Here is a 21,007-nt window from a genome sequence, read left to right as displayed (position 1 = left end):
TGATAACGAGCACTCTCATGCCGCAGCCTCTCGAACATCGCTTCGACGCGCTGGTCTTCGATTGCGACGGGGTCATTCTCGATTCGGCGCGCCTCAAGCGCAGTGCCTTCGCCGACTTCTATCGCGACGAACCCGAGCCGCTACGCCAGGCCATTCGCGCCTACCTGGCGCGCGGCGGGGGCCAGCCACGCGACGTCAAGTTTCACCACATCGAAGCGCACATCCTCGGCCGGCCGATCTCCGAGGCGCGCATCCGCGCGTTATCTCGCGCCTTCGCTGAACACATCGAATCGCGGGTCGCCGAGGCGCCGATGCTGCCCGGCGCGCATGAGTTTCTGGAACGCTGGCGAGATCGCCGGCCGTTGTTCCTGCTCTCGGCGACACCTCAGGCGGAGCTACGAAGAGTGATCGCGCAGCGTGGCTTGAGCGGATTGTTCGACGACGTACTGGGCGCGCCGCCGGACAAGGTCAACGGTCTGCGTAACCTACTCGATCATCATGGCTTCGATGCGGCGCGCACGGTGATGATCGGCGATTCCTACAACGACTATCGGGCCGCACGTTCCAATGGCACGCATTTCGTCGGCATCCTTGCCGACGACGCCAGCCATTCGCCGTTTCCGGCCAATAGCGTTACCCTGCCGGACCTCACCGATCTCGAGGGCGGTCTCGCCCGGCTTGGAGGCTAGCGGACGCCACTTATCGCGCCCCTTCGCGGACCTTTTCCTCTTCAGCCTCTTCTTCTTTCCACTTGATCGTGGAAGCCTCGAAATTGGTCGAGTTCAATTCCTGGATCTGCTGACGCAGCTTGCGCCGCATACGCATGGAGGCCATACGCTTGGTATCCCAGGTGGCCGGGGTCAAGGAGTAGTCGTTGCCATCATCTTCCAAGTCGAACGAGCGTTCGGCGCCGATTGGCAGATCCTCGGGACCATAGATGCCGATCAGGCGGATGGTCAGCTTGTGCAATTGCAGATCGCCCTTGGGCCGATAGTGCTCCATTCCAATGCCTTGCTGGCGCAGCATGCGGCGAATCAGGTCATGGAAAGTGCCGATGTGCACGAACTCACCCGACCCCAGGGGCCCCTGACGGGTGTTTTCGTTGACGGGCGACTCGCTGAGCACGCGCCGCGACTTTCGGCTCTCCTGCTCGCCGCCTTTCTGCTCGCCGCCCCCCTGCTCGTCGTCTTCGCTGTACGACTGTTCGAAATCGGTGATGTCCATGATGATGTCGCCCCGCGAGGTCTCGAGCGTGGCGACGATGTATTCGATGAAGATCGATTCGACGCTCATGTTGCTGATGATGCACAGCGCGTTGATGTTCTTGTTCTTGCCGCGATTGATGATCAACCGTGGACGACGCTGGCGACGAAAGCCCAGATACAGCAGCTGCGCGTAGACCAGCCAGATCAGCAGTGTGCCGAAATTGATGACGAGACTGAGTATTTTTTGATGCTGCGAGATCCATTCGAGCATAACGATCCTTGTCATTGGCCTCCCGAAAACTGGCGAGGACTCCGGCCTCGCGATGGGGACGTGAGACTAGTCGAGCGCTACTCGCCCTGCATTATCCTGTAGCAAGCCTAGCCAAAACTGACCAAAAATCCGCATGCCTGTGGCGCGCTGCGCCAAGCAGTTCCCGCAGGCTCAGTCGCCCGGCTCCAGCCAGCGTTGCCAGAGGTCGTTCACCGCCCGACGATGGTCGGCGAAATCCTCCGCCGATACGCGCCCGCCCTGCTTGGTCAACGCCTGGCGATGACTGGTGTCACGGTAGGCCAGGTACGCCTCGCGCAGCGACTTGGCGTCGCTAGCCGGCAGACGTCCGGTCGCCTCGAGGGTTTCCAGCAGCCGCATGTTGTCGCTCCATTCGAGCAGCGCCGGCTCGTCATGGCTCATCGCCAGCACCGCATACTGGCAGAGGAATTCGATGTCGATCATGCCGCCGGCATCCTGCTTGATGTCGAAGCGCCCCGCTTCGCGTTCGCTCGCCCCGCTGCCGAGGTGATCGCGCATCTTGTGGCGCATCGCCACCACCTCGTCACGCAGTGCCTGCGTATCGCGCGCTCGGCCCAGCACCTCGCCGCGGATCGCCGCGAAGCGTTCCCTGAGCGACGCGCCATCGGCCGCCGCGGCACCGGCCGCCGCGGCACCGGCCGCCGCAACATCGTCGCCGGCGACGACCCGGGCACGCACCAGCGCCTGGTGCTCCCAGGTCCAGGCCTGGTTGCGCTGGTAGTCGGCGAAGGCATCGAGACTGCTGACCAGCAGCCCCGAGTTGCCCGAGGGACGCAGGCGCATGTCGACCTCGTAGAGCGCCCCGGCCGGAGTCACCGCGGTCAACAGATGGATGATGCGCTGGCCCAGGCGGGTGAAGAACACTGGATTGTCGATCGCTCGCTTGCCGTCGGTGCTGCCCTTCAATGCGCCGTCATGGATGAATACCAGATCGAGATCCGAGCCGTAGCCGAGCTCGATGCCGCCCAGCTTGCCATAGCCGACGATCAGGAATTCCGGCACCTGGCGGCCGACCCGCGAGCCGTCGCGCCGCTGCGGGCGGCCATGCTTGCGGACCAGATTGCGCCAGGCCATCACCAGCACCTGATCGAGGACCACCTCGGCGATGAAGGTCAGATAGTCGCTGACCTTCATCAGCGTGCGCGCCCCGGCGATGTCGGAGGCCGCCACGTGCAGCACCTGGGCATGCTTGAAGACCCTCAGCGCCTCGAGCTGGGCCTCCTCGTCGTCCTCGGGAATCCGCGCCAGCGCCTGGCGTAGTTCGTCGGCCAGGCGTGCCTTGTCGGCCGGCGAATAGAGGGTCGCCGGGGTCAGCAGTTCGTCGAGCAGCACCGGATGGCGGGCCAGTTGCTCGGCGATCCACGGACTCGCTCCGCACAGACGCATCAGGTGGTCCAGCGCATCGGGGTTCTCGCGCAGCAGCGCCAGATAGGCGGTGCGCCGCAGCACCGCCTCGATCAGCGGCAGGGCACGCTCCAGCGCGGTGGTCGGCGCCGCGCTGTCGGCGGCGGCATCGAGCAGCAGCGGCATCAGCGCATCGAGTCGCTCGAAGCCGATCCGCTGCATGCCTTGCACGGCGCGCGATTGGCGCAGGCCCTCGATCCTGCGCAGCGATACCGATGCCTCGAAGCCCGCCCTGTCGAGCAGCGCCTGCGCCTCGCTCTCGGCCAGTTCGCCGCGCCACAGCGCACGCCATTCGTCGAGAGGCACCGTCGCCTCGTCGGCAACCGCCTCAGCCGCCGGCGTCTCGGTATCCTCTTCGGGATCGGCGATCACCGCGTCGAAATGCCCGCGAATACGCTCGCGGACCTCGTCGAGCCGGGCGACCAGCGCCGGCCAATCATCGAAGCAGGCCTCGGCACGGCTCATGCCCAGCGCCACCCGCTCGCGTTCTCCGGCGGCGTCGGGCAGCGTCTGGGTCTGGCGGTCGTCGAGCGCCTGCAGGGCGTGCTCGAGATCGCGTAGGAAGACATAGTCCGGGGTGAGTTCGTCGACCACCGCCTGGGGCAGCAGCTCGAGCGGCGCCAGGCGTTCGAGGGCCGTCTTGAGCGAGGCAACCTGCAGCTCGGTGTCGCGTCCGCCGCGGATCAGTTGGAAGGCCTGGACCACGAACTCGGCTTCGCGGATGCCGCCGGGCCCCAGCTTGATGTTGCCGGTCATGCCCTTGCGACGCACCTCGCGATTGATCAGCGATTTCATCTCGCGCAGCGATTCGATCGCCCCGAAATCCAGGTACTTGCGGTAGACGAACGGGCGCAGTTCGGCGAGCAGCGCGCGGCCGGCGTCGATATCGCCGGCCACCGGGCGCGCCTTGAGCATTGCGTAGCGCTCCCATTCACGGCCCTGGTCCTGGTAGTAGCTGGCCAGCATGGTGAAGCTGCCGACCAGCGGACCGCCGTCGCCCAGCGGACGCAGGCGCATGTCGACGCGAAACGCGAAGCCATCGGCGGTGACGGCGTCGAGCGCGCCGATCAGTTTCTGGCCCAGGCGGGTGAAGTATTCCTGATGATCGTACTCGCGCTTGCCACCGCGGGTGGTGCCCTTCTCGGGATAGGCGAAGATCAGGTCGATATCCGACGACAGGTTGAGCTCACCGGCACCCAGCTTGCCCATGCCCAATACCACCAGGCGTTGCGCTTCGCCGTCCGCAGTCGCCGCCGGGCGCCCCCAGCGCGGCGCGAAGTGTTCCTCCAACCAGCCGAGCGCACCTTCAAGACAGCTCTCGGCGAGCCACGAGACGCTGGCCGCGGTCTGCCACATATCCTCGCCGTCGGGACGAATCAGGTCGCGCCAGACGATGCCCAGCATGCGCGCGCGCCTGAAGCGTCGCAGCGCGGCGTGCAGCTGGCTCTCGTCGGCGGCCCGCTCGAGGGCGTCGGCCAGCAGCCGGTCGTACTGCTCACGCTCCGGGGCGCGATCCAGCTCGCCCTCGGCATCCAGGTAGGCCAGCCAGCCGGGGTAGCGGATCAGACTCTCGGCGACCAGATTGGAGACCGCCAGCACCCGGGCAAGCTCGCCACGGCGCGCCTGGGGCAATGCCGCCCAGGCTTCGCTCGGCGGCTCTTCCTCGTTGCGCTCGGCGCGGGCGTCCGCCTCGCCGAGCGCCTCGCGCAGACGCTGCTCGAGCTGGCCCAGCCGCGGATGCAGCGAAGCGGGAATGTCGGTCGTCGGCAAAAAGCCTTCGGAAAGCGCCATGAGTAGGTCCTGAAACGGTGTGTGGCCGGGCGGCAGCCCTTGATTTAGCAGGCCCTTGTCTTTGCTCGTCCTAGCATAGCGAACGGCCCGCCGACACTGAACCGCTGCACCTCGTCAAATGGTCGTCAGCCGCTCACCCAACCCGACAGACATGAAAGACAGACATGAAAAACGGCGCTCCGTGTGGGGCGCCGTCTATTTTTTGCTGCATGCGCGGGCCTGGTGCCAGACCCGCCCGGTGTCAGCCGATCACATCAGCATGCGCCGGATATCGCTCAATGCCTGCGACAGGAACGCCGTGAAGCGTGCCGCATCGGCGCCATTGACCGCACGGTGGTCGTAGGAGAGGCACAGCGGCATCATCAGCCGCGGCGCGAACTCGGCCCCGTTCCAGACCGGCTTCATCTGCGACTTGGAGATCCCCAGGATCGCCACTTCGGGCGCGTTGACGATCGGCGTGAAGGCGGTGCCGCCGATCGAGCCGAGGCTGGAGATGGTGAAGCAACCGCCCTGCATCTCCTCGCGCTTGAGCTTTTTCTTCTGCGCCTTACCGGCCAGCTCGACGGACTCCTTGGCCAGCTCGATCAGCGATTTCTGATCGGCATTGCGGATCACCGGCACCATCAGGCCATCCGGCGTGTCCACGGCGATGCCGATGTGCACGTACTTCTTCCACACCACGGTTTCGCCGTCGCTCTTCAGGCTGACGTTGAACTGCGGGTACTGACGCAGCGCGTAGGCGCAGGCCTTGATCAAGAACGGCAGCGGCGTGAGCTTGGCGCCCTGAGCCTCGGCTTCGGCCTTCATCGACTTGCGGAAGGCTTCCAGTTCGGTGATGTCGGCCTCGTCGAACTGGGTGACGTGGGGCAGGTTGACCCAACTGCGATGCAGGTTGGTCGCCCCCATCTTCATCAGCCGGCCCATCGCCTTCTCTTCGACCTCGCCGAACTGGCTGAAGTCGACGTCGGGGATCGGCGGAATGCCCGAGCCAGCGCCCGCCGCCGGCGCGGCCTTGGCGCCACCCTCCTGCTGGGCCTTCATCGCCTGCTTGACGTAGGCGTGGACGTCTTCCTTGAGCACACGATCCTTGGGACCGCTGGGCTTGACCCGCCCCAGGTCGACGCCCAGTTCCCGCGCCAGCATGCGTACCGCCGGGCCGGCGTGCACCAGCTTGCCGTCACGCGGCTGGTCGGCCGGTGCAGCCTGCTGGGCTCCGGAGTCGGCTTTCTGAGACTTGGCGTCGGCCTTGCCGGCGCTCTTGTCAGCCCCTTTGTCGGAAGCCGCCTCCTTCTTGGGCGACTCGCTCTTCTTGGGCTTGGCCGGCTTGGCGCCTGCGACTTCCACATAGCCGATCAAGTCGCCCTCGGAGACGGTGTCGCCCTCCTTCACGGCGAGCTCGACCAGCTTGCCCTTGAAGGGGCTCGGCACGTCCATCGAGGCCTTGTCGGATTCCAGCGTGATCAACGGATCTTCCTCGTTGATCTCGTCGCCCTCGGCGACCGCCAGCTCGATGATCGGCACGTTCTCGCTGCCGCCGATATCGGGAACGCGAATCTCCTTGCGCTGGCTTTCGCCTTCCTCCGAGCCTTCAGCCTCTTCGGCCTCGTCGCTCTGAGATTCGTCGGTCTCGCCGGCCGCCTCGTCACCGCTCGACTGCTCCGGCTCGCTCTCGGACTCTTCTTCACCGCCTTCGCCGGCAATCTCCATGGTACCGATCAGGTCGCCCTCGGAGACGGTGTCGCCCTCCTTGACCGCCAGCGAGACGAGCTTGCCGCTATACGGGCTCGGCACGTCCATCGAGGCCTTGTCGGACTCGAGCGTGATCAGCGGATCTTCCTCGCTGACCTCGTCGCCCTCGGCAACCGCCAGCTCGATGATCGGTACGTCTTCACTGCCGCCGATATCGGGCACCTTGATCTCGACGGTACGCTTGCCGCCCGACTTCTTGGCCGGCTGGGCCTCGCTCTTGGACGAGCCGGCATCGGCGCTCTTTTTGCCTTGCTGGGGCTTGTCCTGCTTGGCCTCGTCCTGCTTCTCGTCGGCGTCTTGCTCGTCTTTCGATGCCGCTTGTTCGTCGTCGCCGCCACCCTCGGTCTCGAGCTCGAGAATGTCGTCGCCTTCGGAAACGGTATCGCCTTCCTTGACCAGTACCTTGACCACCTTGCCGCCCTTGGGCGCCGGCACGTCCATGCTGGCCTTGTCGGACTCGAGGGTGATCATGGTGTCTTCGGCGGCGATCTCGTCGCCTTCGGACACCGCGATCTCGATGATTTCGACGTCGGTGCTGCCACCGATGTCGGGGACTTTGATGATTTCGCTACTCAAGGTCGCGCTCCTTTCTAATCATGCTCGCCGCAGGCGCAAATCGTGCAGGGCAGGCGGGCTACGCTGGCATGTCTCTCAGAATAGCTCGCCTGTCACCTGATCAGCCGTTCGCAGGCGCCTCAGGAGTCCACCGGGTTCGGCTTGCTCGGATCGATGCCGTACTTCTTCATGGCATCCACAACGACCTTGCGGTCGACTTCACCGCGCTCGGCCAGGGCGCGAAGCGCGGCTACGGTGACGTAGTAGCGATCCACCTCGAAGAAGCGCCGCAGTGCCTCGCGCGTGTCCGAACGCCCGTAGCCATCGGTCCCCAGTACATGGAAATCGCCGGGCACCCAGGCCCGTACCTGATCGGCATAGAGCTTCATGTAATCGGTCGACGCGATCACCGGGCCCTCGCGACCTTCCAGCTGCTGCACGACCCAGGGCTTTTCACGCTTGTCGTCCGGCGACAGGAACTGGTTGCGGTCGTAGTCGAGGGCCTCGCGACGCAGCTCGTTGAAGCTGGTCACGCTCCATACGTCGGCGACGACGCCATGCTCGTCGGCCAGCATCTCGGCGGCGGCCTCGACCTCGCGCAGGATGGTGCCACCGCCCAGCAGTTGCACGCGCGGCGCCTTCTTGCCCGTCTCGCCCTCGCGCAGCAGATACATGCCGCGCACGATGCCCTCTTCGCAGCCTTCCGGCATCTCGGGGTGCGAGTAGTTCTCGTTCATCACCGTCAGATAGTAGAAGCAGTTCTCACGGTCCTGGAACATCCGCTTCATGCCGTCCTGCAGGATCACCGCGACTTCGTGACCATAGCAGGGGTCGTAGGAGCGGCAGGTCGGCACCGTCGACATCAGGATATGGCTATGGCCGTCCTGATGCTGCAGGCCCTCGCCGTTGATGGTGGTGCGTCCGGCGGTGCCGCCGATCATGAAGCCGCGTGCCTGCAGGTCACCGGCGGCCCAGACCAGGTCGCCGACGCGCTGATAGCCGAACATCGAGTAGTAGATGTAGAACGGGATCAGCGTCACGTCATGGTTGGCGTAGGCGGTTGCCGCGGCCAGCCAGGCGGACATCGAACCGGCCTCGGTGATGCCCTCCTCGAGGATCTGACCCTTCTTGTCCTCGCGGTAATACATGATCTGGCCGGCATCGACCGGATCGTACTTCTGGCCGCCGGAGGCGTAGATGCCCAACTGGCGGAACATGCCCTCCATGCCGAAGGTACGCGCCTCGTCGGGGATGATCGGTACCACCCGCGAGCCCAGTTGCTTGTGCTTGACCAGGCCGTTGAGGACGCGCACGAACGACATGGTGGTCGAGACTTCGCGATCGCCCGAGCCCTTGGTCTGGGTGGCGAACATCTTGTCGTCCAGCCCCGGAATCTCGAGAGTCTCGTATTCGGTACGCCGCTTGGGCAGGAAGCCGCCGAGCTTCTCGCGCTGGATGCGTAGATACTTCATCTCGGGGCTGTCGTCGTCCGGCTTGTAATAGGGAATCTCGCCGTTCTCGAGCTGCTTGTCGGAGACGGGGATGCCGAAGCGATCGCGGAACGCCTTGAGGGCGTCGTCTTCCATGGACTTGATCTGGTGGGCTTCCATGTCGGCTTCGCCGCTGCCGCCGCCCATGCCGTAACCCTTGACGGTGTGCGCGAGCACAACGGTGGGCCGATCGCCGGCGTTGTTGACCGCTTCGTGGTAGGCCGCGTAGACCTTCTGCGGATCGTGGCCGCCACGATTGAGACGGAAGATGTCCTCGTCGGAGTAGTCCTCGACCAGCTTGCGGGTCTCTTCGTACTTGCCGAAGAAATGCTCGCGGGTGTAGGCGCCGCCGTTGGCCTTGTAGTTCTGGTATTCGCCGTCGACCGCCTCGTCCATGCGCTTTTGCAGCATGTCGTGCTTGTCGCGCTCGAGCAGTGGGTCCCAGAGACCGCCCCAGACCACCTTGATGACGTTCCAGCCGGCGCCGCGGAACACGCCCTCGAGTTCGTCCATGATCCGCGAGTTGCCGCGCACCGGACCGTCGAGACGCTGCAGGTTGCAGTTGATCACGAAGATCAGGTTGTTGAGGTTCTCGCGGCTCGCCAGGTGCAGCGCGCCCAGCGATTCCGGCTCGTCGCACTCGCCGTCGCCGAGGAACGCCCAGACCTTGCGGTCGCGCATGTCGGTCAGCTCGCGCGAGTCCATGTACTTCATGACGTGCGCTTGGTAGATCGCCTGAATCGGCCCCAGCCCCATGGAAACGGTGGGGAACTGCCAGTAGTCGGGCATCAGGTAGGGGTGCGGGTAGGAGGGCAGCCCCTCGCCGTCGGCCTCCTGACGAAAGCCGTCCATCTGCTCTTCGGTGAGCCGGCCCTCGAGGAAGGAGCGCGCATAGATACCCGGGGTCACATGGCCCTGGATGTAGATGAGATCGCCCTTGTGCTCGCCGTCGTCGGCGCGGAAGAAGTGATTGAAGCCGACTTCGTAGAGCGTTGCGCAGGATTGATAACTGGCAAGGTGGCCGCCCAGCCCCTTGTGCTTCTTGTTGGCACGCAGGACCTGGGCCATGGCGTTCCAGCGAATCGCCGAACGCAGCTTGCGCTCGGTGAACATGTCGCCGGGGATCTTCGCCTCGCGATGAACCGGAATGGTATTGCGATGGGGCGTAGTCACAGAGAACGGCGGTACCCTGCCATCGCGACGCAGTCGGTCGGCCAGACGACTCAACAGATACTGAGCACGCTCCTCGCCTTCCCGATCGACGACCGATACCAGGGAATCAACCCATTCCGAGGTTTCGGTCGGATCGATATCTTCTCTTGCCTCCAGACTCATAAGACGTGTCTCCGAATGAAGATAAGGTGTCAGTCTGCCCCCACACGATATGTGGCGACATTGGGCGCTCTTCAGTGCGAGCCGACCTTTCTGAGGGTCGTGTCTCCGTCAAACAGGGTATGTAATCGTTTTACAAATATGCATGCGATAGTCACAAATGCCGGCCCGAAGATACCGCAAACGTACCTGTCTGCCAATTGGCGGCACTCTGGAAATCCTTTCCATCTCTGCATATTGCATAGCAACATTAGCCACTTACCTCTGGGTCTCTATCCTTTGGCCGTTGAGTGTAGCCTAGCTACAAATTCAGCACTTGGCGGCCAAACACTGACGAAAATAGGCCCAATCGAAACTCGGACCGGGATCACTCTTACGCAGCGGGGCGATTCGCGCATGGCCTGTGATGCGCTGTGCGGTCAGCTGCGGGTAACTCTCCAGCAGGCTCGCCACCACTCGCGCCAGCGCTCGATACTGGGCGTCGCGGTAGGGCTGGATGTCGTCGCCCTCGAGCTCGATGCCGATACTGAAGTCGTTGAGCTCGACACGTTCGCGTTCGCCGTCGAACCAGCGCGAGCGCCCGGCGTGCCAGGCGCGCCGCTCGAAGGGCACGAACTGCACCAACTCCCCGTCGCGGCGGATCAACAGATGAGCCGAGACGCGCAGCCCCTCGATCGCCCGAAAGTAGGCATGCGCTGCGCCATCGAGGCGATTGGTGAACAGCCGCTCGATCGCATCGCCGCCGAACTCGCCCGGCGGCAGACTGATGGCATGGATCACCAGCGCCGATATCTCGTCCTGCGGACGCTCGTTGCAGTTGGGCGACGCGACGCGGCGCGCCTCGGCAAGCCAACCCTGGGTAATCTGCACGCTTCCTCCCCTGCCGTAAGCGCCCGGCATTCCCTATAATGGACGCATTGTCGCACACCAACGAGCAGGGAAAGCCATGCACTACTACGAGGCCCTCGCCGAGGAGATCCGCACCAGCGCCGCCCGGCTGCTGGCCGAAGACGTCGGCCCCGGCGACATCACCGCCCAGCTGATTCCCGAGCGCCAATGGGCGTCCGCCCAGGTGATCACCCGCGAGGACGCGGTGCTGTGCGGCGTGGCCTGGGTCGACGAACTGTTTCGTCGGCTCGACCGTCGCGTCGACGTCACCTGGCATGCCGCCGACGGCGACGCCCTCGAAGCCGGTCAGGTATTTCTCGAGCTGGAGGGCCCCGCGCGCAGCCTGCTGACCGGTGAACGCCCGGCGCTCAATCTGCTGCAGACGCTGTCGGCCACCGCCACCCGCGCTCGCCATTACGCCGATCGCGTCGCCGATACCGGCGTGCGCCTGCTCGATACCCGCAAGACGCTGCCCGGGCTGCGCCTGGCCCAGAAATACGCCGTGACCTGTGGCGGCTGTTACAACCACCGCATCGGTCTCTACGATGCCTTTCTGATCAAGGAAAACCATATCGCCGCCTGCGGCGGTATCGCGGCAGCCGTGCGCGAGGCACGCCACATCGCCCGCGACCTTTCGGTCGAGGTCGAGGTCGAGAACCTCGACGAACTGGCCCAGGCGCTCGAGGCGCACGCCGACGTGGTGATGCTCGACAACTTCTCGCTCGACGACCTGCGCGAAGCGGTGCGCCTGACCGACGGCAAGGCGATCCTGGAAGCCTCGGGCAACGTCAGCGAAACCACCCTCGAGTCGATCGCCGCCACCGGCGTCGATTGCATCTCGATCGGCGCGCTGACCAAGGACGTCAAGGCGATCGACCTGTCGATGCGCATCGGTCACGTCGAGACCCGCTGATCGCCTGTACGGCTCACTCGTCGTGTGGCGTTTTGCCGCGCGACGCTTCGCGGGGCGACCCCTCGTCGAGCGGAATCCCGCGGGGTGCCCCCTCGCCGAGCGGAGTCCCGCCGAGCGGAATCCCGCCGAGCGCCTTCACGAGTCCGACCCGGGGTAGCGATTCACCCTGGCGCTCGACCCATTCGTCGCCGACGCGTTGCCAGCCACGCCGCTCGAGCGCATCAGCGAGCACCAGGCTGGCCTCGATGCGCAACCGCGTCATGCCCTGCTCATGCAGGCGTTGCTCGGCAAGCTCGAGCAGTTGCGTGGCGATGCCCCGGCGCCCCAGTGAAGGCCACACATACAGCGTTTCGATGCGCCCCTCGGACGTGTCGAGTTCGACGAACCCTACGCAGTGCCCGTCGCATTCGGCCACCAAGGTGGCATACAGCGCCTGGCGGGCGAGCCAGGCGCTGGCCTCGCGCGGCAGCGCGCTGACCCAGGCTTCGCGCTGCGCCAGCGTGTAGCGCCCGGCGGCGCCCTGCATCACCGCATGATGGAATACCTCGGCCTGATCCGCGGCGTCCCGCCCCAGCGCCGCCCGGTAACGAATCCGCTGCTGCATGGGTCACTCCCCCTCGGTCGGGTGCATCGCCAAGACGCCGCCCGGCATGGCCCGTGCCATGAAAATGATCGAGACCGTGATCAAGCCGCCCGCTCCTCGCTGAGCGCCTCGAAACGCGGAAAGCGTGAGGCGATGCGGCTGCCGGTCATGCTGGCCACCCGGTCGCGATGGTCGCTGTACAGGCGGATCGCGGTAAAGTCCGGCGCCGGCCCCATGTCGAACCAGTGCCGCGTGCCGGCGGGTATCGTCATCAGGTCGCCCGCAACGCAGCCCACCACATAGACCCGCTCGGCGAGATGCAGGTAGAAGATCCCCTCCCCGCGCACGAAGAAGCGCACCTCCTCATCGCTGTTGTGATGCTCCTCGAGAAACCGCTCGCGCAGTGCCGCGCTGTCGGGATGGTCGGGAGTCAGGCCGATCACCTCGGCGATGGCGAAGTCGGTCTGTTGGCGTAGCAGCGCGAGCTCCTCGCCATAGGCCGCCAATACCGTTTCCTGATCGGCCGCCGGCCCCAGCGCATGGCGCAGCGGCCAGTGTTCGAAGCGTATGCCGTGAGCCTCGAGCTCACCGCTGATCCGTGCATCATCACGCGTCGCCAGCAATGGCTGCTGGCCATCGGCTTCGTGATAGACCCGTAGAAAACTCATGAGCGTTCCCTCGCCAAGTTCGGTCATCAAACCAGCGCTCGATAAGACGCTGGCGGGCTTCCATGTCCAGGCCCAGTGTAGAGCCCATGGCCTTATAAGGTAGGCGCCCCCGCCCCTGCCGGCCAGCAGGCCGATCGTGTGCCCGGAGGGTGCGCAGTACCCGCCCCGTCGGCATAATGTCGCGATGCACGATATCGACTCAGCGCCCGGCGCCAGCTTCACGATGCAGGCCATCGGCCGCATCGCCAGCGATTATCCCGACAAGTTCGGCATCCCCCGCCAACCCGGCCTGGCCGATGAGGCACGTGCGGTGCTGACGCTGCTGCCGCCTTTCGACGAGCCGCTCGCGGTGCGCGGCCTGGAGGACGTCAGCCATCTCTGGCTGACCTTCGTCTTTCACCGCAGCCCCGAACGCTGGACGCCACTGGTGCGCCCGCCGCGCCTGGGCGGTAACGCCAAACTCGGCGTGTTCGCCACCCGCAGCACCCACCGTCCCAATCGCCTGGGCCTGTCGCTGGTCGAACTCGAACGGATCGATACCCGGGGCGGCGTACGCTTGCACCTGCGCGGTCACGACTTGGTCGACGGCACGCCGGTACTCGACATAAAGCCCTACCTGCCGTGGGCCGAATCGCGCCCCGCCGCGGCTGCCGGCTTCGCCCCCGCGCCGCCGCCCCGACACAGCGTGGCCTTCAGTGCCCTCGCCGAGGCGCGCCTGGCCGGGCGCGACGACGGCGACTCGCTGCGCCGGCTGATCGTTCAGGTACTTGCCCAGGACCCGCGCCCGGCCTACCGGGGCGGTCGCGACGCGCGCCGCTACGGAGTCGCGCTGAGGGACGTCGACGTGCGCTTTCGGGCCCACGGCGACGACTCATCGGATATCGCCTTCGAGGTCGTCGAGATCGTTCCGCTGACCGACCTCGGACCTTGACTGGGCATGTAACGACGAAAGCGGCCCGCAGGCCGCTTTCGCGCTTCCGGTAACCGCGTCCTCAGTCGAAGACGATACCCAGGCGCCGGCCGACTTCCTCGTAGGCCTCGATCACCCCGCCGAGCCCTTGACGGAAGCGGTCCTTGTCCATCTTCTCGCGGGTCTTGGCGTCCCACAGCCGGCAGCCGTCCGGCGAGAACTCGTCGCCGAGCACGATCTCGCCGTTGAACATCCCGAACTCGAGCTTGTAGTCGACCAGCAGCATGCCGCCGTCGAGGAACAGCTGCTTGAGCACGTCGTTGACCTGGAAGGTCAGCGCCTTCATCCGTGCCAGCTGCTCGGGAGTCGCCCAGCCGAAGGTTTCGGCCAGCGATTCGTTGATCATCGGGTCGTGCTGGGCATCGTTCTTGAGGAACAGCTCGAAGGTCGGCGGATTGAGCTCGCGCCCCTCCTCGACCCCCAGGCGCTTCACCAGACTGCCGGCGGCCAGGTTGCGCACCACGCACTCGACCGGGATCATCTCGAGCTTCTTGACCACGCATTCGGTATCCGACACCAGCCCGTCGAAGTGGGTCGGAATGCCTGCGGCCTCGAGCTTGCCCATGATGAAGGCATTGAACTTGTTGTTGACCATGCCCTTGCGGGCCAACGACTCGACGCGCTCGCCGTCGAAGGCGCTGGTATCGTCGCGAAAATGCAGTATCAGGCGCTCGGGGTCGTCGGTGCGGTAGACGGATTTGGCCTTGCCGGCATACAGCGCGTCACGTTTTTCCATGAGGAGTTTCTCTGAAAGCGTCATTGAAGGAGTCGTCGCCTGCCTGCGCCTGAGTCATAGCCACGTTCACGCGACGACCTGCCAGTCGAAACCGCGGTCCTGGGCGGACACCACCAACCGCGATTCATCGCCGTCGAGCAGCGGCACCAGGGCCTCGCGGGCAAGCTCCGGGCGGTTGTTGTGCTCCGAGAGATGCGAGCAGACGATGCGCTGCAGGCGATCGAGTCCGATCCGGGTGAGCAGCGCCTGTGCCTGGACGTTGGCCAGATGCCCCCAGTTACCGCCGACACGCCGCTTGAGACGCGGCGGATAGGGTCCGTCGGCAAGCATCTGCGGGTCGTGATTGCACTCCAGCAACAGCGCGTCGCAGCGCTGGAAACTGGCGACCACATGCTCGGTGGGATGGCCCAGGTCGGTGAGCACGCCGAGCGTGCGTTGGCGCGCATGAAAGCGGAACTGCACCGGCTCGCGGGCGTCGTGCGGCACCGTAATCGGGTCGATCTCGAGTCCGGCGATGGCGAAGCGTGCCTGGGGCACGATCAACTGATGCTGCGGCACCTCGCCGAGGCGCCGCGACAGCAGCGTGCCAGCGGTCAGGTAGACCGGCAGGCCGTGGCGCCGCGCCAGCGCGCCGACGCCGCTGATGTGGTCGCCGTGCTCGTGGGTGACCAGCACCGCGGCCAGCTGGCGGGGATGCAAGCCGTAACGTGCCAGGCGCTTCTCGGTCTCGCGCAGGCCGAAGCCGCAATCGACCAGTACGTGGGTCTCGCCGTCGCTGACCAGCGTGGCGTTGCCCTTGCTGCCGCTGCCCAGCGAGGCGAAGCTCAAGGCCTGCCCGCCAGGCAATCGGGCCGCTTGCGATACCCGCTCGTCCATCAGCGCAGCGTCGAGGCCAGGGCGTCGAGCACCGCGCGGGCCTCGCTGTCGGCCAGGCTCTCGCCATCCGCCGCGGCGACCGTCACCTGGCTCTCGCCGGCACCCGCCGGAGCGACATGCAAGCGGTAGCGACGCGGCTCTGCATCGGCGCCGAACCAGTCGAACCAGCCGCCGTCCTCCTCGCGCGGCGTATAGTCGACGAGGAAGTCGCCGGCGCTGCGATTCTGGTCGACCAGCTTGCGGCCCTCGCCGGTGAAGTTGTTGGTCAGCTGGTAATGCAGCTCCGACCAGGCGCGGTCGATGCCCAGCGCCAGCTGCAACTGCCAGCGGTCGTTGCGCTTGAGCAGGCGGATCCGTTCCTCCTGGGACAGACCCTGAGCGGCCAGCGAGACACCGCCGGCCTGCTCGCTGCGGCTATCGAGATACCCCTGCAGCGCGGCCAGACACTGTCCGCCCGCGCCCGGCGCACTGCAGCGCACTTCACTGGTCCCGTTGCGCAACCCCTGGCGGACCTGGAAATCGGCCTCGTCGGTGACGATTCGGCCCTGCGATGCATCCAGGGTGGAAGCAGTCAGGCCGCGGCTTTCGACGAAACCCTGCAATTGCGGCCATACGCTACCCGGCGAGGCATTGACCAGCAGCCAGCGATCGCTGCCCGCCTCGCGCAGCTCGACATAGGGCAGGTCCGCGTCGCGGCTGCCGGCCAGCGGCTGCGGGCGCGGCACCTGGAAGTCGCCTTCGGCGCTGAAGTCGTTGCTGGCATCCGGCACCGGCATGGCGTTCTGGTAGCGACTGGAACGGCGCGCATCGGGCAGATCCAGCGGCTGGCTCATCTCGGCGGCCTGATACTCGTCGCTGCGATCGTAGTAGTAGCCATCGCGGCCGCAGCCACTCAGGGCAACGGCGGCGGCCACGATCAGCGGCATCCATGTGAAGACGGGGTTCATGCTTCTACCTTCTTGTGGGTGCGGGCCAGAGCTGGCCTCAGTCATCCAGCACACCGGCCAGTTGCAGGGCCTCGCCGACGGTGGAGTGGTATTTCTCGGACAGCCAGGTCAGTGGCAGACGGATCCCGGGATCGGCATAGCCCATGCGATTGAGCCCCCACTTCACCGGGATCGGATTGGCCTCGACGCCCAGCGCGGTATGCAGCGGCATCAGCCGCGTGTTGATCTGGTGCGCACGCTCGGTATCCCCGGCCAGCGCGGCCCGGCATAGCTCGTGCATGGCGTGCGGCGCGACGTTGGCGGTCACCGAGATGTCGCCGTGGCCTCCCATCAGCATGAACTCGCAGGCGGTGGGATCGTCGCCGGAGTAGAGCGCGAAGCCCGTGTCACGCAGGCGGTCGACCAGCTCCTCGGCGCGCTCGAGGTTGCCGGTGGCGTCCTTGAGACCGACGATGTTGTCGATCTCGGCCAGCCGGAAGACCGTCTCGTTGTAAAGATCCGAACAGGTGCGCCCCGGTACGTTGTAGAGGATCACCGGCAGATCGCCGCCCTCGGCGACCGCCTTGAAGTGCTGGAACAGGCCTTCCTGGGTCGGCTTGTTGTAATACGGGCACACCGACAGGCAATAGTCGGCGCCGACCTCCTTGGCGTAGCGCGCCAGTTCGACGGCCTCGGAGGTCGCGTTGGCTCCGGTGCCGGCGATCACCGGGATACGCCCGTTAACTTCCTCGACCACGGTGCGGATGACGTCGAAGTGTTCGGCGAAGGACATGGTGGTCGGCTCGCCGGTGGTGCCGGCGGCGACGATACCATCGGTGCCGTTGTCGAGATGAAAGCCCACCAGGCGGCGCAGCGCCTCCCAGTCGATCTCACCGGATGTTTTCATCGGGGTCGCCAGCGCGACGATGCTGCCTGTGATCATCCTGCGATGCTCTCCTGTGAAGCGGCCGAGTCGGTCATGGACGACCTACCCGCCGATAACCCACGTAATCGGTGCCCGGTCCAGGCCCCAAATGGTACTCAGGCGACGAAAGCCTGTACAGATGCCGAAGCACCTTAACGCCGTTTGCCGTCGTCAAGGCTTTACAGCGCCCCCACGCTTGCGTGTAATCGCCGACGTCCATTCACGTCAGGAGTCAGCCATGAGCATCAGTGTCGGCCAGCCGGTCGCGGATTTCACCGCCCAGGCCACCAGCGACACCACCGTGACCCTCTCGCAACTGCGCGGCCGGCAGGTGGTGATCTATTTCTATCCCAAGGACAGCACCCCCGGTTGCACCACCGAGGGCGGCGACTTTCGCGATCACAAGGCCGATTTCGAGGCCGCCAACACGGTGATTCTCGGCGTCTCGCGCGACGGCCTGCGTGCCCACGAGAACTTCAGGGCCAAGCAGGGCTTCAACTTCGAGCTGATTTCCGACAAGGACGAGGCGCTGTGCCGCCAGTTCGACGTCATCAAGCTCAAGAAGCTCTACGGCAAGGAGCATCTGGGCATCGAGCGCAGCACCTTCCTGATCGATGCCGACGGCAACCTGGCCCGCGAATGGCGCAAGGTCAAGGTGCCGGGCCACGTCGCCGAGGTGCTCGACGCGGCCCGCGAACTGCACGCCCAGGGGTAAGTTTCAGTCCTGTAGATCGACCTGGCGCAACGGCTGGTCGCGCTGCGCGACGCTGCGTGGCCAGGCGCGCGCCAGCGCCTTGAGCAGGGTCGCCAGCGGGATCGCGAAGAACACGCCCCAGAAGCCCCAGATGCCGCCGAAGAACAGCACCGCGAGGATGATCGATACCGGATGCAGGTTGACCGCCTCCGAGAACAGCACCGGCACCAGCACGTTGCCGTCGAGCGCCTGCAGCACGCCGTAGGCGACGATCACGTAGAGAAACTGATCGCCCAGCCCGAAATGGAACCCGGCCACCGCGGCCACCGGCAGGGTCGCCACCGCCGCGCCGATGTAGGGGACCAGCACCGATAGCCCGACCGTCAACCCCAGCAGCGCGGCATAGGGCAGGCCGAAGAACCAGAAGGTGATGTACGCCGCGCCGCCGACGATGACGATCTCGATCGCCTTGCCGCGGATGTAGTTGGCTATCTGATCGTCCATCTCGTACCAGATGCGCGTCATCAGGGTGCGTTTTTGCGGCAGCAACGAGAGCATGAAGCGGATCAGCGGTTCGCGATCCTTGAGCAGGAAGAACACCAGGATCGGCACCAGCACCAGATAGATGATCAGCCCCAGCAGGTTGCCCAGCGAGGCCAGCGAGAAGGTCAGCGCACGCTGGCCGAGCTGGGTCGCCTCGCGTCCGGCGGTGGCGATCCAGTCGTCGATCTGCGCCGGGGTGATCACCGTCGGGTAGCGCGCCTGCATCTCATCGAGCCACCCCTGCACGCTATCGAACATCCGTGGACTCTCCTGGACCAGTTCGAGCAGCTGGTTCCAGACCAGTGGCAGCACGATCAGCGCCAGCGCCAGCAGCGCACCGACGAACACCAGAAACACCAGCAGTACCGACAACAGTCGCGGCAACCCATGACGCTCGAGCCAACTGACCACCCCCTGCAGCAGGAAGGCCAGCACCAGCGCCGTGAAGAACGGCGCCAGCATCTTGCCCAGCCAGAACACCGCGGCAAAGCCTAGCACCAGCACCAGCAACAGGACGACCGCCTCCTCGTCGGAGAAGTAGCGCTCGAACCAGGTCTTGAAGACCTCCTTCATGGTCATGCTCGGTTACCGCCCTTGCGTATCCAGTAGTGATAATCTGTGTCGCGCGTGTCGCGCTCCAGCAGTTCGTGGTCGCTGTGCGCGGCGAAGGCCTCGAAGTCGCGCCACGACCCGGGATCGCTCGCCACCACGTGGAGGATGTCACCCACCGTCAGGCGCGCCAACGCTTGCTTGGCCTTGAGCAGTGGCAACGGGCAGGCCAGGCCGCGCGTATCGAGTCGATCAGTGGGTTGCAGGGCCATGCCACCTCCCGGGAGAATGAAAAACCGTCTCGATTTAAAGGCACTTTGCCGGGTGAATCAATGTCGGACATAAACGCTTGGAGACGACGAGGAAGGCCATGTCGAGTGTCGTGAAGTCAGGGCTGCTGGCGGGACTGCTGGCATTCACCCCGCTACCGGTCGCCCAGGCCGTCGGCGGCGATTCGCTACCCGCGCTGGGCAGCGGTGGGGCCAGCGTCTCGGGCGGCGAGGAATACCGGCTGGGGCGCGCCTGGCTGCGCCAGTTCCGCGCCCAGACCCACACCTGGCAGGACCCGATCGCCGAAGCCTATGTCGAATCGCTGATCGCCCGGCTGCTGCCGTACAGCAATGTCGGCGATCTCGACTGGACGGTCGCCCTCATCGACAGCCGGATGCTCAACGCCTTCGCCGTGCCGGGCGGCGTGATCGGCGTCAATCAGGGTCTGTTCGCCTTCGCCAATGGCGAGGACGCCTTCGCCTCGGTACTCGCCCACGAACTCGGCCATCTGTCGCAGCGCCACTACGCGCGGCGCATGGAGCGTGCCGAGGAGACCCAGCTACCGACCATGGCGGCGATGCTCGCCGGCATGGTGCTCGCCGCCGGTGGCGCCGGCAACGCCGGGGTGGCGGCGATGATGGGCTCGCAGGCGGCCTTCATTCAGGACCAGTTGGCCTACTCGCGGCGCTTCGAACAGGAAGCTGATCGTGTCGGGCTCGAGGCGATGGCCGAGGCCGGCTTCGACCCCGAGGCGATGCCGGCGATGTTTCGCGCCATGCTGCGCCTGACCAGTCTGCAGGGCGGCAACCCACCGGAATTCCTGCTCACCCACCCGGTCACCGAATCGCGCATCAGCGATACCCAGGCGCGCGCCGATCAGTTCCAGGCTTCGCGGACCGCGCGGCGCGACACGGACGACCCGACCTATGCGATGGTCCGCGCCCGCGCCCTGCTCGGTCTCAACAGCGACAACCCCGCCCAGGCGATGGCCGAATTGCGCCAGGACAACGCGCCCCAGGCGGCGATCGCCTACCTCGAGGCGCTGACCGCCGCGCACGGCAACCGCATCGATGCCTCCCTCGCCCAGCTCGACAGCCTGGCCGACGCGTGGCCCGACCTGACGCTGATTCCCGCCAGCGCCGCCCAGATCGCCCTCGACGCCGGCCGTTACGAAGCCGCCCTGACCCGCAGCGAGCGTATCCTGCGGCTGACTCCGAATTACCTGCCGGCACAGTTGGTCCGCGCCCGCGCGCTGCTGCAGCGCGACCCCGGCGAAGCCTTCGCCGTGCTGCGCGACCTGAGCCGCCAGGCGCCCGAGAACCCGCACGTATACGACCTGCTCGCCGAAGCCGCCGGGCGCAGTGGCCACAAGACCTGGGGGCTGCTGGCCCGCGCCGAAGAGTTGCAGCTGACCGGGCATATCGACCGCGCCATCAAGCAGCTCGACATCGCCGAGGACAACGCCAAGCGCGAGGGCGACTTCGGCATGGCCAGCCGCCTGAAGGAACGCCGCAAGGACTACCTCGACTATCGCCAGGCGCTCCAGCAGTTTTAGCTTCGGGCTTCGGGCTTCGGGCTTCGGGCTTCGGGCTTCGGGCTTCGGGCTTCGGGCTTCGGGCTTCGGGCTTCG

General features: G+C 65.8%; 18 protein-coding genes. 5 read left to right on the top strand and 13 right to left on the bottom strand.

Going from position 1 to position 21,007, the window contains the following annotated elements; all coding sequences use genetic code 11:
- Positions 1-17: 17 nt before the first annotated feature.
- Positions 18-689 carry an HAD family hydrolase gene (locus R6258_RS11750; RefSeq protein WP_318450463.1) on the top strand — a complete coding sequence of 224 codons (672 nt, stop codon included), beginning with the start codon at positions 18-20 and terminating at the stop codon, positions 687-689.
- Between the two features lie 10 nt (positions 690-699).
- Here the strand turns inward: R6258_RS11750 and R6258_RS11745 are convergent, their stop codons facing one another.
- The 5 genes from R6258_RS11745 to ampD all read right to left on the bottom strand — a co-directional run bounded on the left by R6258_RS11745 (position 700) and on the right by ampD (position 10,706).
- Complete coding sequence (locus R6258_RS11745; RefSeq protein ID WP_318450462.1) at positions 700-1,491, bottom strand: hypothetical protein; 792 nt, start codon at positions 1,489-1,491, stop codon at positions 700-702.
- A gap of 156 nt (positions 1,492-1,647) precedes the next feature.
- Entirely contained in the window at positions 1,648-4,710 is a 3,063-nt protein-coding gene (gene glnE / locus R6258_RS11740) for a bifunctional [glutamate--ammonia ligase]-adenylyl-L-tyrosine phosphorylase/[glutamate--ammonia-ligase] adenylyltransferase (protein ID WP_318450460.1), read from the bottom strand.
- Positions 4,711-4,959: 249 nt separating this feature from the next.
- Entirely contained in the window at positions 4,960-7,035 is a 2,076-nt protein-coding gene (gene aceF / locus R6258_RS11735; protein ID WP_318450458.1) for a dihydrolipoyllysine-residue acetyltransferase, read from the bottom strand.
- 119 nt (positions 7,036-7,154) lie between these two features.
- Complete coding sequence (aceE, locus tag R6258_RS11730; RefSeq protein ID WP_318450456.1) at positions 7,155-9,839, bottom strand: pyruvate dehydrogenase (acetyl-transferring), homodimeric type; 2,685 nt, start codon at positions 9,837-9,839, stop codon at positions 7,155-7,157.
- A gap of 306 nt (positions 9,840-10,145) precedes the next feature.
- Positions 10,146-10,706 carry a 1,6-anhydro-N-acetylmuramyl-L-alanine amidase AmpD gene (gene ampD, locus R6258_RS11725; protein WP_318450454.1) on the bottom strand — a complete coding sequence of 187 codons (561 nt, stop codon included), beginning with the start codon at positions 10,704-10,706 and terminating at the stop codon, positions 10,146-10,148.
- Positions 10,707-10,782: 76 nt separating this feature from the next.
- On the opposite strand from ampD, the gene nadC reads away from it, so the two are divergent.
- Positions 10,783-11,637, top strand: coding sequence for a carboxylating nicotinate-nucleotide diphosphorylase (gene nadC / locus R6258_RS11720; RefSeq protein ID WP_318450452.1), 855 nt, complete (start codon positions 10,783-10,785; stop codon positions 11,635-11,637).
- A gap of 13 nt (positions 11,638-11,650) precedes the next feature.
- On the opposite strand, the gene R6258_RS11715 is transcribed toward nadC, so the two are convergent.
- Together R6258_RS11715 and R6258_RS11710 are read right to left on the bottom strand one after the other, a co-directional pair.
- Positions 11,651-12,241, bottom strand: a complete 591-nt coding sequence (locus R6258_RS11715) for a GNAT family N-acetyltransferase (RefSeq protein WP_318450450.1) — start codon at positions 12,239-12,241, stop codon at positions 11,651-11,653.
- A gap of 80 nt (positions 12,242-12,321) precedes the next feature.
- Positions 12,322-12,888, bottom strand: coding sequence for a cupin (locus tag R6258_RS11710; protein ID WP_318450448.1), 567 nt, complete (start codon positions 12,886-12,888; stop codon positions 12,322-12,324).
- A gap of 184 nt (positions 12,889-13,072) precedes the next feature.
- Here R6258_RS11710 and tsaA point away from each other — a divergent pair, with 184 nt between their 5' ends.
- On the top strand, positions 13,073-13,819 hold the full coding sequence (gene tsaA / locus R6258_RS11705) for a tRNA (N6-threonylcarbamoyladenosine(37)-N6)-methyltransferase TrmO (protein ID WP_318450446.1): 747 nt from the start codon (positions 13,073-13,075) through the stop codon (positions 13,817-13,819).
- A gap of 61 nt (positions 13,820-13,880) precedes the next feature.
- On the opposite strand, the gene purC is transcribed toward tsaA, so the two are convergent.
- The 4 genes from purC to dapA all read right to left on the bottom strand — a co-directional run bounded on the left by purC (position 13,881) and on the right by dapA (position 17,339).
- Positions 13,881-14,594, bottom strand: coding sequence for a phosphoribosylaminoimidazolesuccinocarboxamide synthase (gene purC, locus R6258_RS11700; RefSeq protein ID WP_318450444.1), 714 nt, complete (start codon positions 14,592-14,594; stop codon positions 13,881-13,883).
- 66 nt (positions 14,595-14,660) lie between these two features.
- Positions 14,661-15,470 carry an MBL fold metallo-hydrolase gene (locus tag R6258_RS11695; protein ID WP_318450442.1) on the bottom strand — a complete coding sequence of 270 codons (810 nt, stop codon included), beginning with the start codon at positions 15,468-15,470 and terminating at the stop codon, positions 14,661-14,663.
- A complete protein-coding gene (locus tag R6258_RS11690; protein WP_318450440.1) occupies positions 15,470-16,417 on the bottom strand; it encodes an outer membrane protein assembly factor BamC in 948 nt (315 codons plus the stop codon). Before R6258_RS11690 ends, R6258_RS11695 begins: the two co-directional genes overlap by 1 nt.
- A 37-nt stretch (positions 16,418-16,454) precedes the next feature.
- The gene (gene dapA, locus R6258_RS11685) at positions 16,455-17,339 is read right to left on the bottom strand and encodes a 4-hydroxy-tetrahydrodipicolinate synthase (RefSeq protein WP_318450438.1); all 885 of its coding nucleotides are present in this window, start codon (positions 17,337-17,339) and stop codon (positions 16,455-16,457) included.
- Between the two features lie 220 nt (positions 17,340-17,559).
- Between dapA and R6258_RS11680 the strand changes: the two genes are divergently transcribed.
- Entirely contained in the window at positions 17,560-18,036 is a 477-nt protein-coding gene (locus R6258_RS11680; protein ID WP_318450437.1) for a peroxiredoxin, read from the top strand.
- Positions 18,037-18,039: 3 nt separating this feature from the next.
- Here R6258_RS11680 and R6258_RS11675 read toward each other — a convergent pair whose 3' ends face one another.
- Positions 18,040-19,137, bottom strand: a complete 1,098-nt coding sequence (locus R6258_RS11675; RefSeq protein WP_318450435.1) for an AI-2E family transporter — start codon at positions 19,135-19,137, stop codon at positions 18,040-18,042.
- Positions 19,134-19,379: a sulfurtransferase TusA family protein gene (locus tag R6258_RS11670; protein WP_318450433.1), complete on the bottom strand. Its 246-nt coding sequence runs from the start codon at positions 19,377-19,379 to the stop codon at positions 19,134-19,136. Before R6258_RS11670 ends, R6258_RS11675 begins: the two co-directional genes overlap by 4 nt.
- Positions 19,380-19,477: 98 nt before the next feature.
- Here R6258_RS11670 and R6258_RS11665 point away from each other — a divergent pair, with 98 nt between their 5' ends.
- Positions 19,478-20,932, top strand: a complete 1,455-nt coding sequence (locus R6258_RS11665) for a M48 family metalloprotease (protein WP_318450431.1) — start codon at positions 19,478-19,480, stop codon at positions 20,930-20,932.
- The last annotated feature ends 75 nt before the right edge of the window (positions 20,933-21,007 follow it).

It is taken from the genome of Halomonas sp. HP20-15 (assembly GCF_033446685.1).
In the GTDB taxonomy this organism is placed as follows: Bacteria; Pseudomonadota; Gammaproteobacteria; order Pseudomonadales; family Halomonadaceae; genus Modicisalibacter.
The sequence above is the reverse complement of the archived record's forward strand: the minus strand, read 5'-3'. Positions and strand labels throughout refer to the sequence as shown.

What these genes read in the sequence shown, in the direction of transcription:
- R6258_RS11680 (WP_318450437.1), top strand. Translation starts at nt 17,560, where the DNA reads ATGAGCATCAGTGTCGGCCAGCCGGTCGCGGATTTCACCGCCCAGGCC.
- R6258_RS11675 (WP_318450435.1), bottom strand. Translation starts at nt 19,137, where the DNA reads ATGACCATGAAGGAGGTCTTCAAGACCTGGTTCGAGCGCTACTTCTCC.
- R6258_RS11665 (WP_318450431.1), top strand. Translation starts at nt 19,478, where the DNA reads ATGTCGAGTGTCGTGAAGTCAGGGCTGCTGGCGGGACTGCTGGCATTC.
- R6258_RS11750 (WP_318450463.1), top strand. Translation starts at nt 18, where the DNA reads ATGCCGCAGCCTCTCGAACATCGCTTCGACGCGCTGGTCTTCGATTGC.
- R6258_RS11690 (WP_318450440.1), bottom strand. Translation starts at nt 16,417, where the DNA reads ATGAACCCCGTCTTCACATGGATGCCGCTGATCGTGGCCGCCGCCGTT.
- R6258_RS11710 (WP_318450448.1), bottom strand. Translation starts at nt 12,888, where the DNA reads ATGAGTTTTCTACGGGTCTATCACGAAGCCGATGGCCAGCAGCCATTG.
- R6258_RS11695 (WP_318450442.1), bottom strand. Translation starts at nt 15,470, where the DNA reads ATGGACGAGCGGGTATCGCAAGCGGCCCGATTGCCTGGCGGGCAGGCC.
- nadC (WP_318450452.1), top strand. Translation starts at nt 10,783, where the DNA reads ATGCACTACTACGAGGCCCTCGCCGAGGAGATCCGCACCAGCGCCGCC.
- R6258_RS11715 (WP_318450450.1), bottom strand. Translation starts at nt 12,241, where the DNA reads ATGCAGCAGCGGATTCGTTACCGGGCGGCGCTGGGGCGGGACGCCGCG.
- aceE (WP_318450456.1), bottom strand. Translation starts at nt 9,839, where the DNA reads ATGAGTCTGGAGGCAAGAGAAGATATCGATCCGACCGAAACCTCGGAA.
- R6258_RS11670 (WP_318450433.1), bottom strand. Translation starts at nt 19,379, where the DNA reads ATGGCCCTGCAACCCACTGATCGACTCGATACGCGCGGCCTGGCCTGC.
- tsaA (WP_318450446.1), top strand. Translation starts at nt 13,073, where the DNA reads ATGCACGATATCGACTCAGCGCCCGGCGCCAGCTTCACGATGCAGGCC.
- glnE (WP_318450460.1), bottom strand. Translation starts at nt 4,710, where the DNA reads ATGGCGCTTTCCGAAGGCTTTTTGCCGACGACCGACATTCCCGCTTCG.
- R6258_RS11745 (WP_318450462.1), bottom strand. Translation starts at nt 1,491, where the DNA reads ATGACAAGGATCGTTATGCTCGAATGGATCTCGCAGCATCAAAAAATA.
- purC (WP_318450444.1), bottom strand. Translation starts at nt 14,594, where the DNA reads ATGGAAAAACGTGACGCGCTGTATGCCGGCAAGGCCAAATCCGTCTAC.
- dapA (WP_318450438.1), bottom strand. Translation starts at nt 17,339, where the DNA reads ATGATCACAGGCAGCATCGTCGCGCTGGCGACCCCGATGAAAACATCC.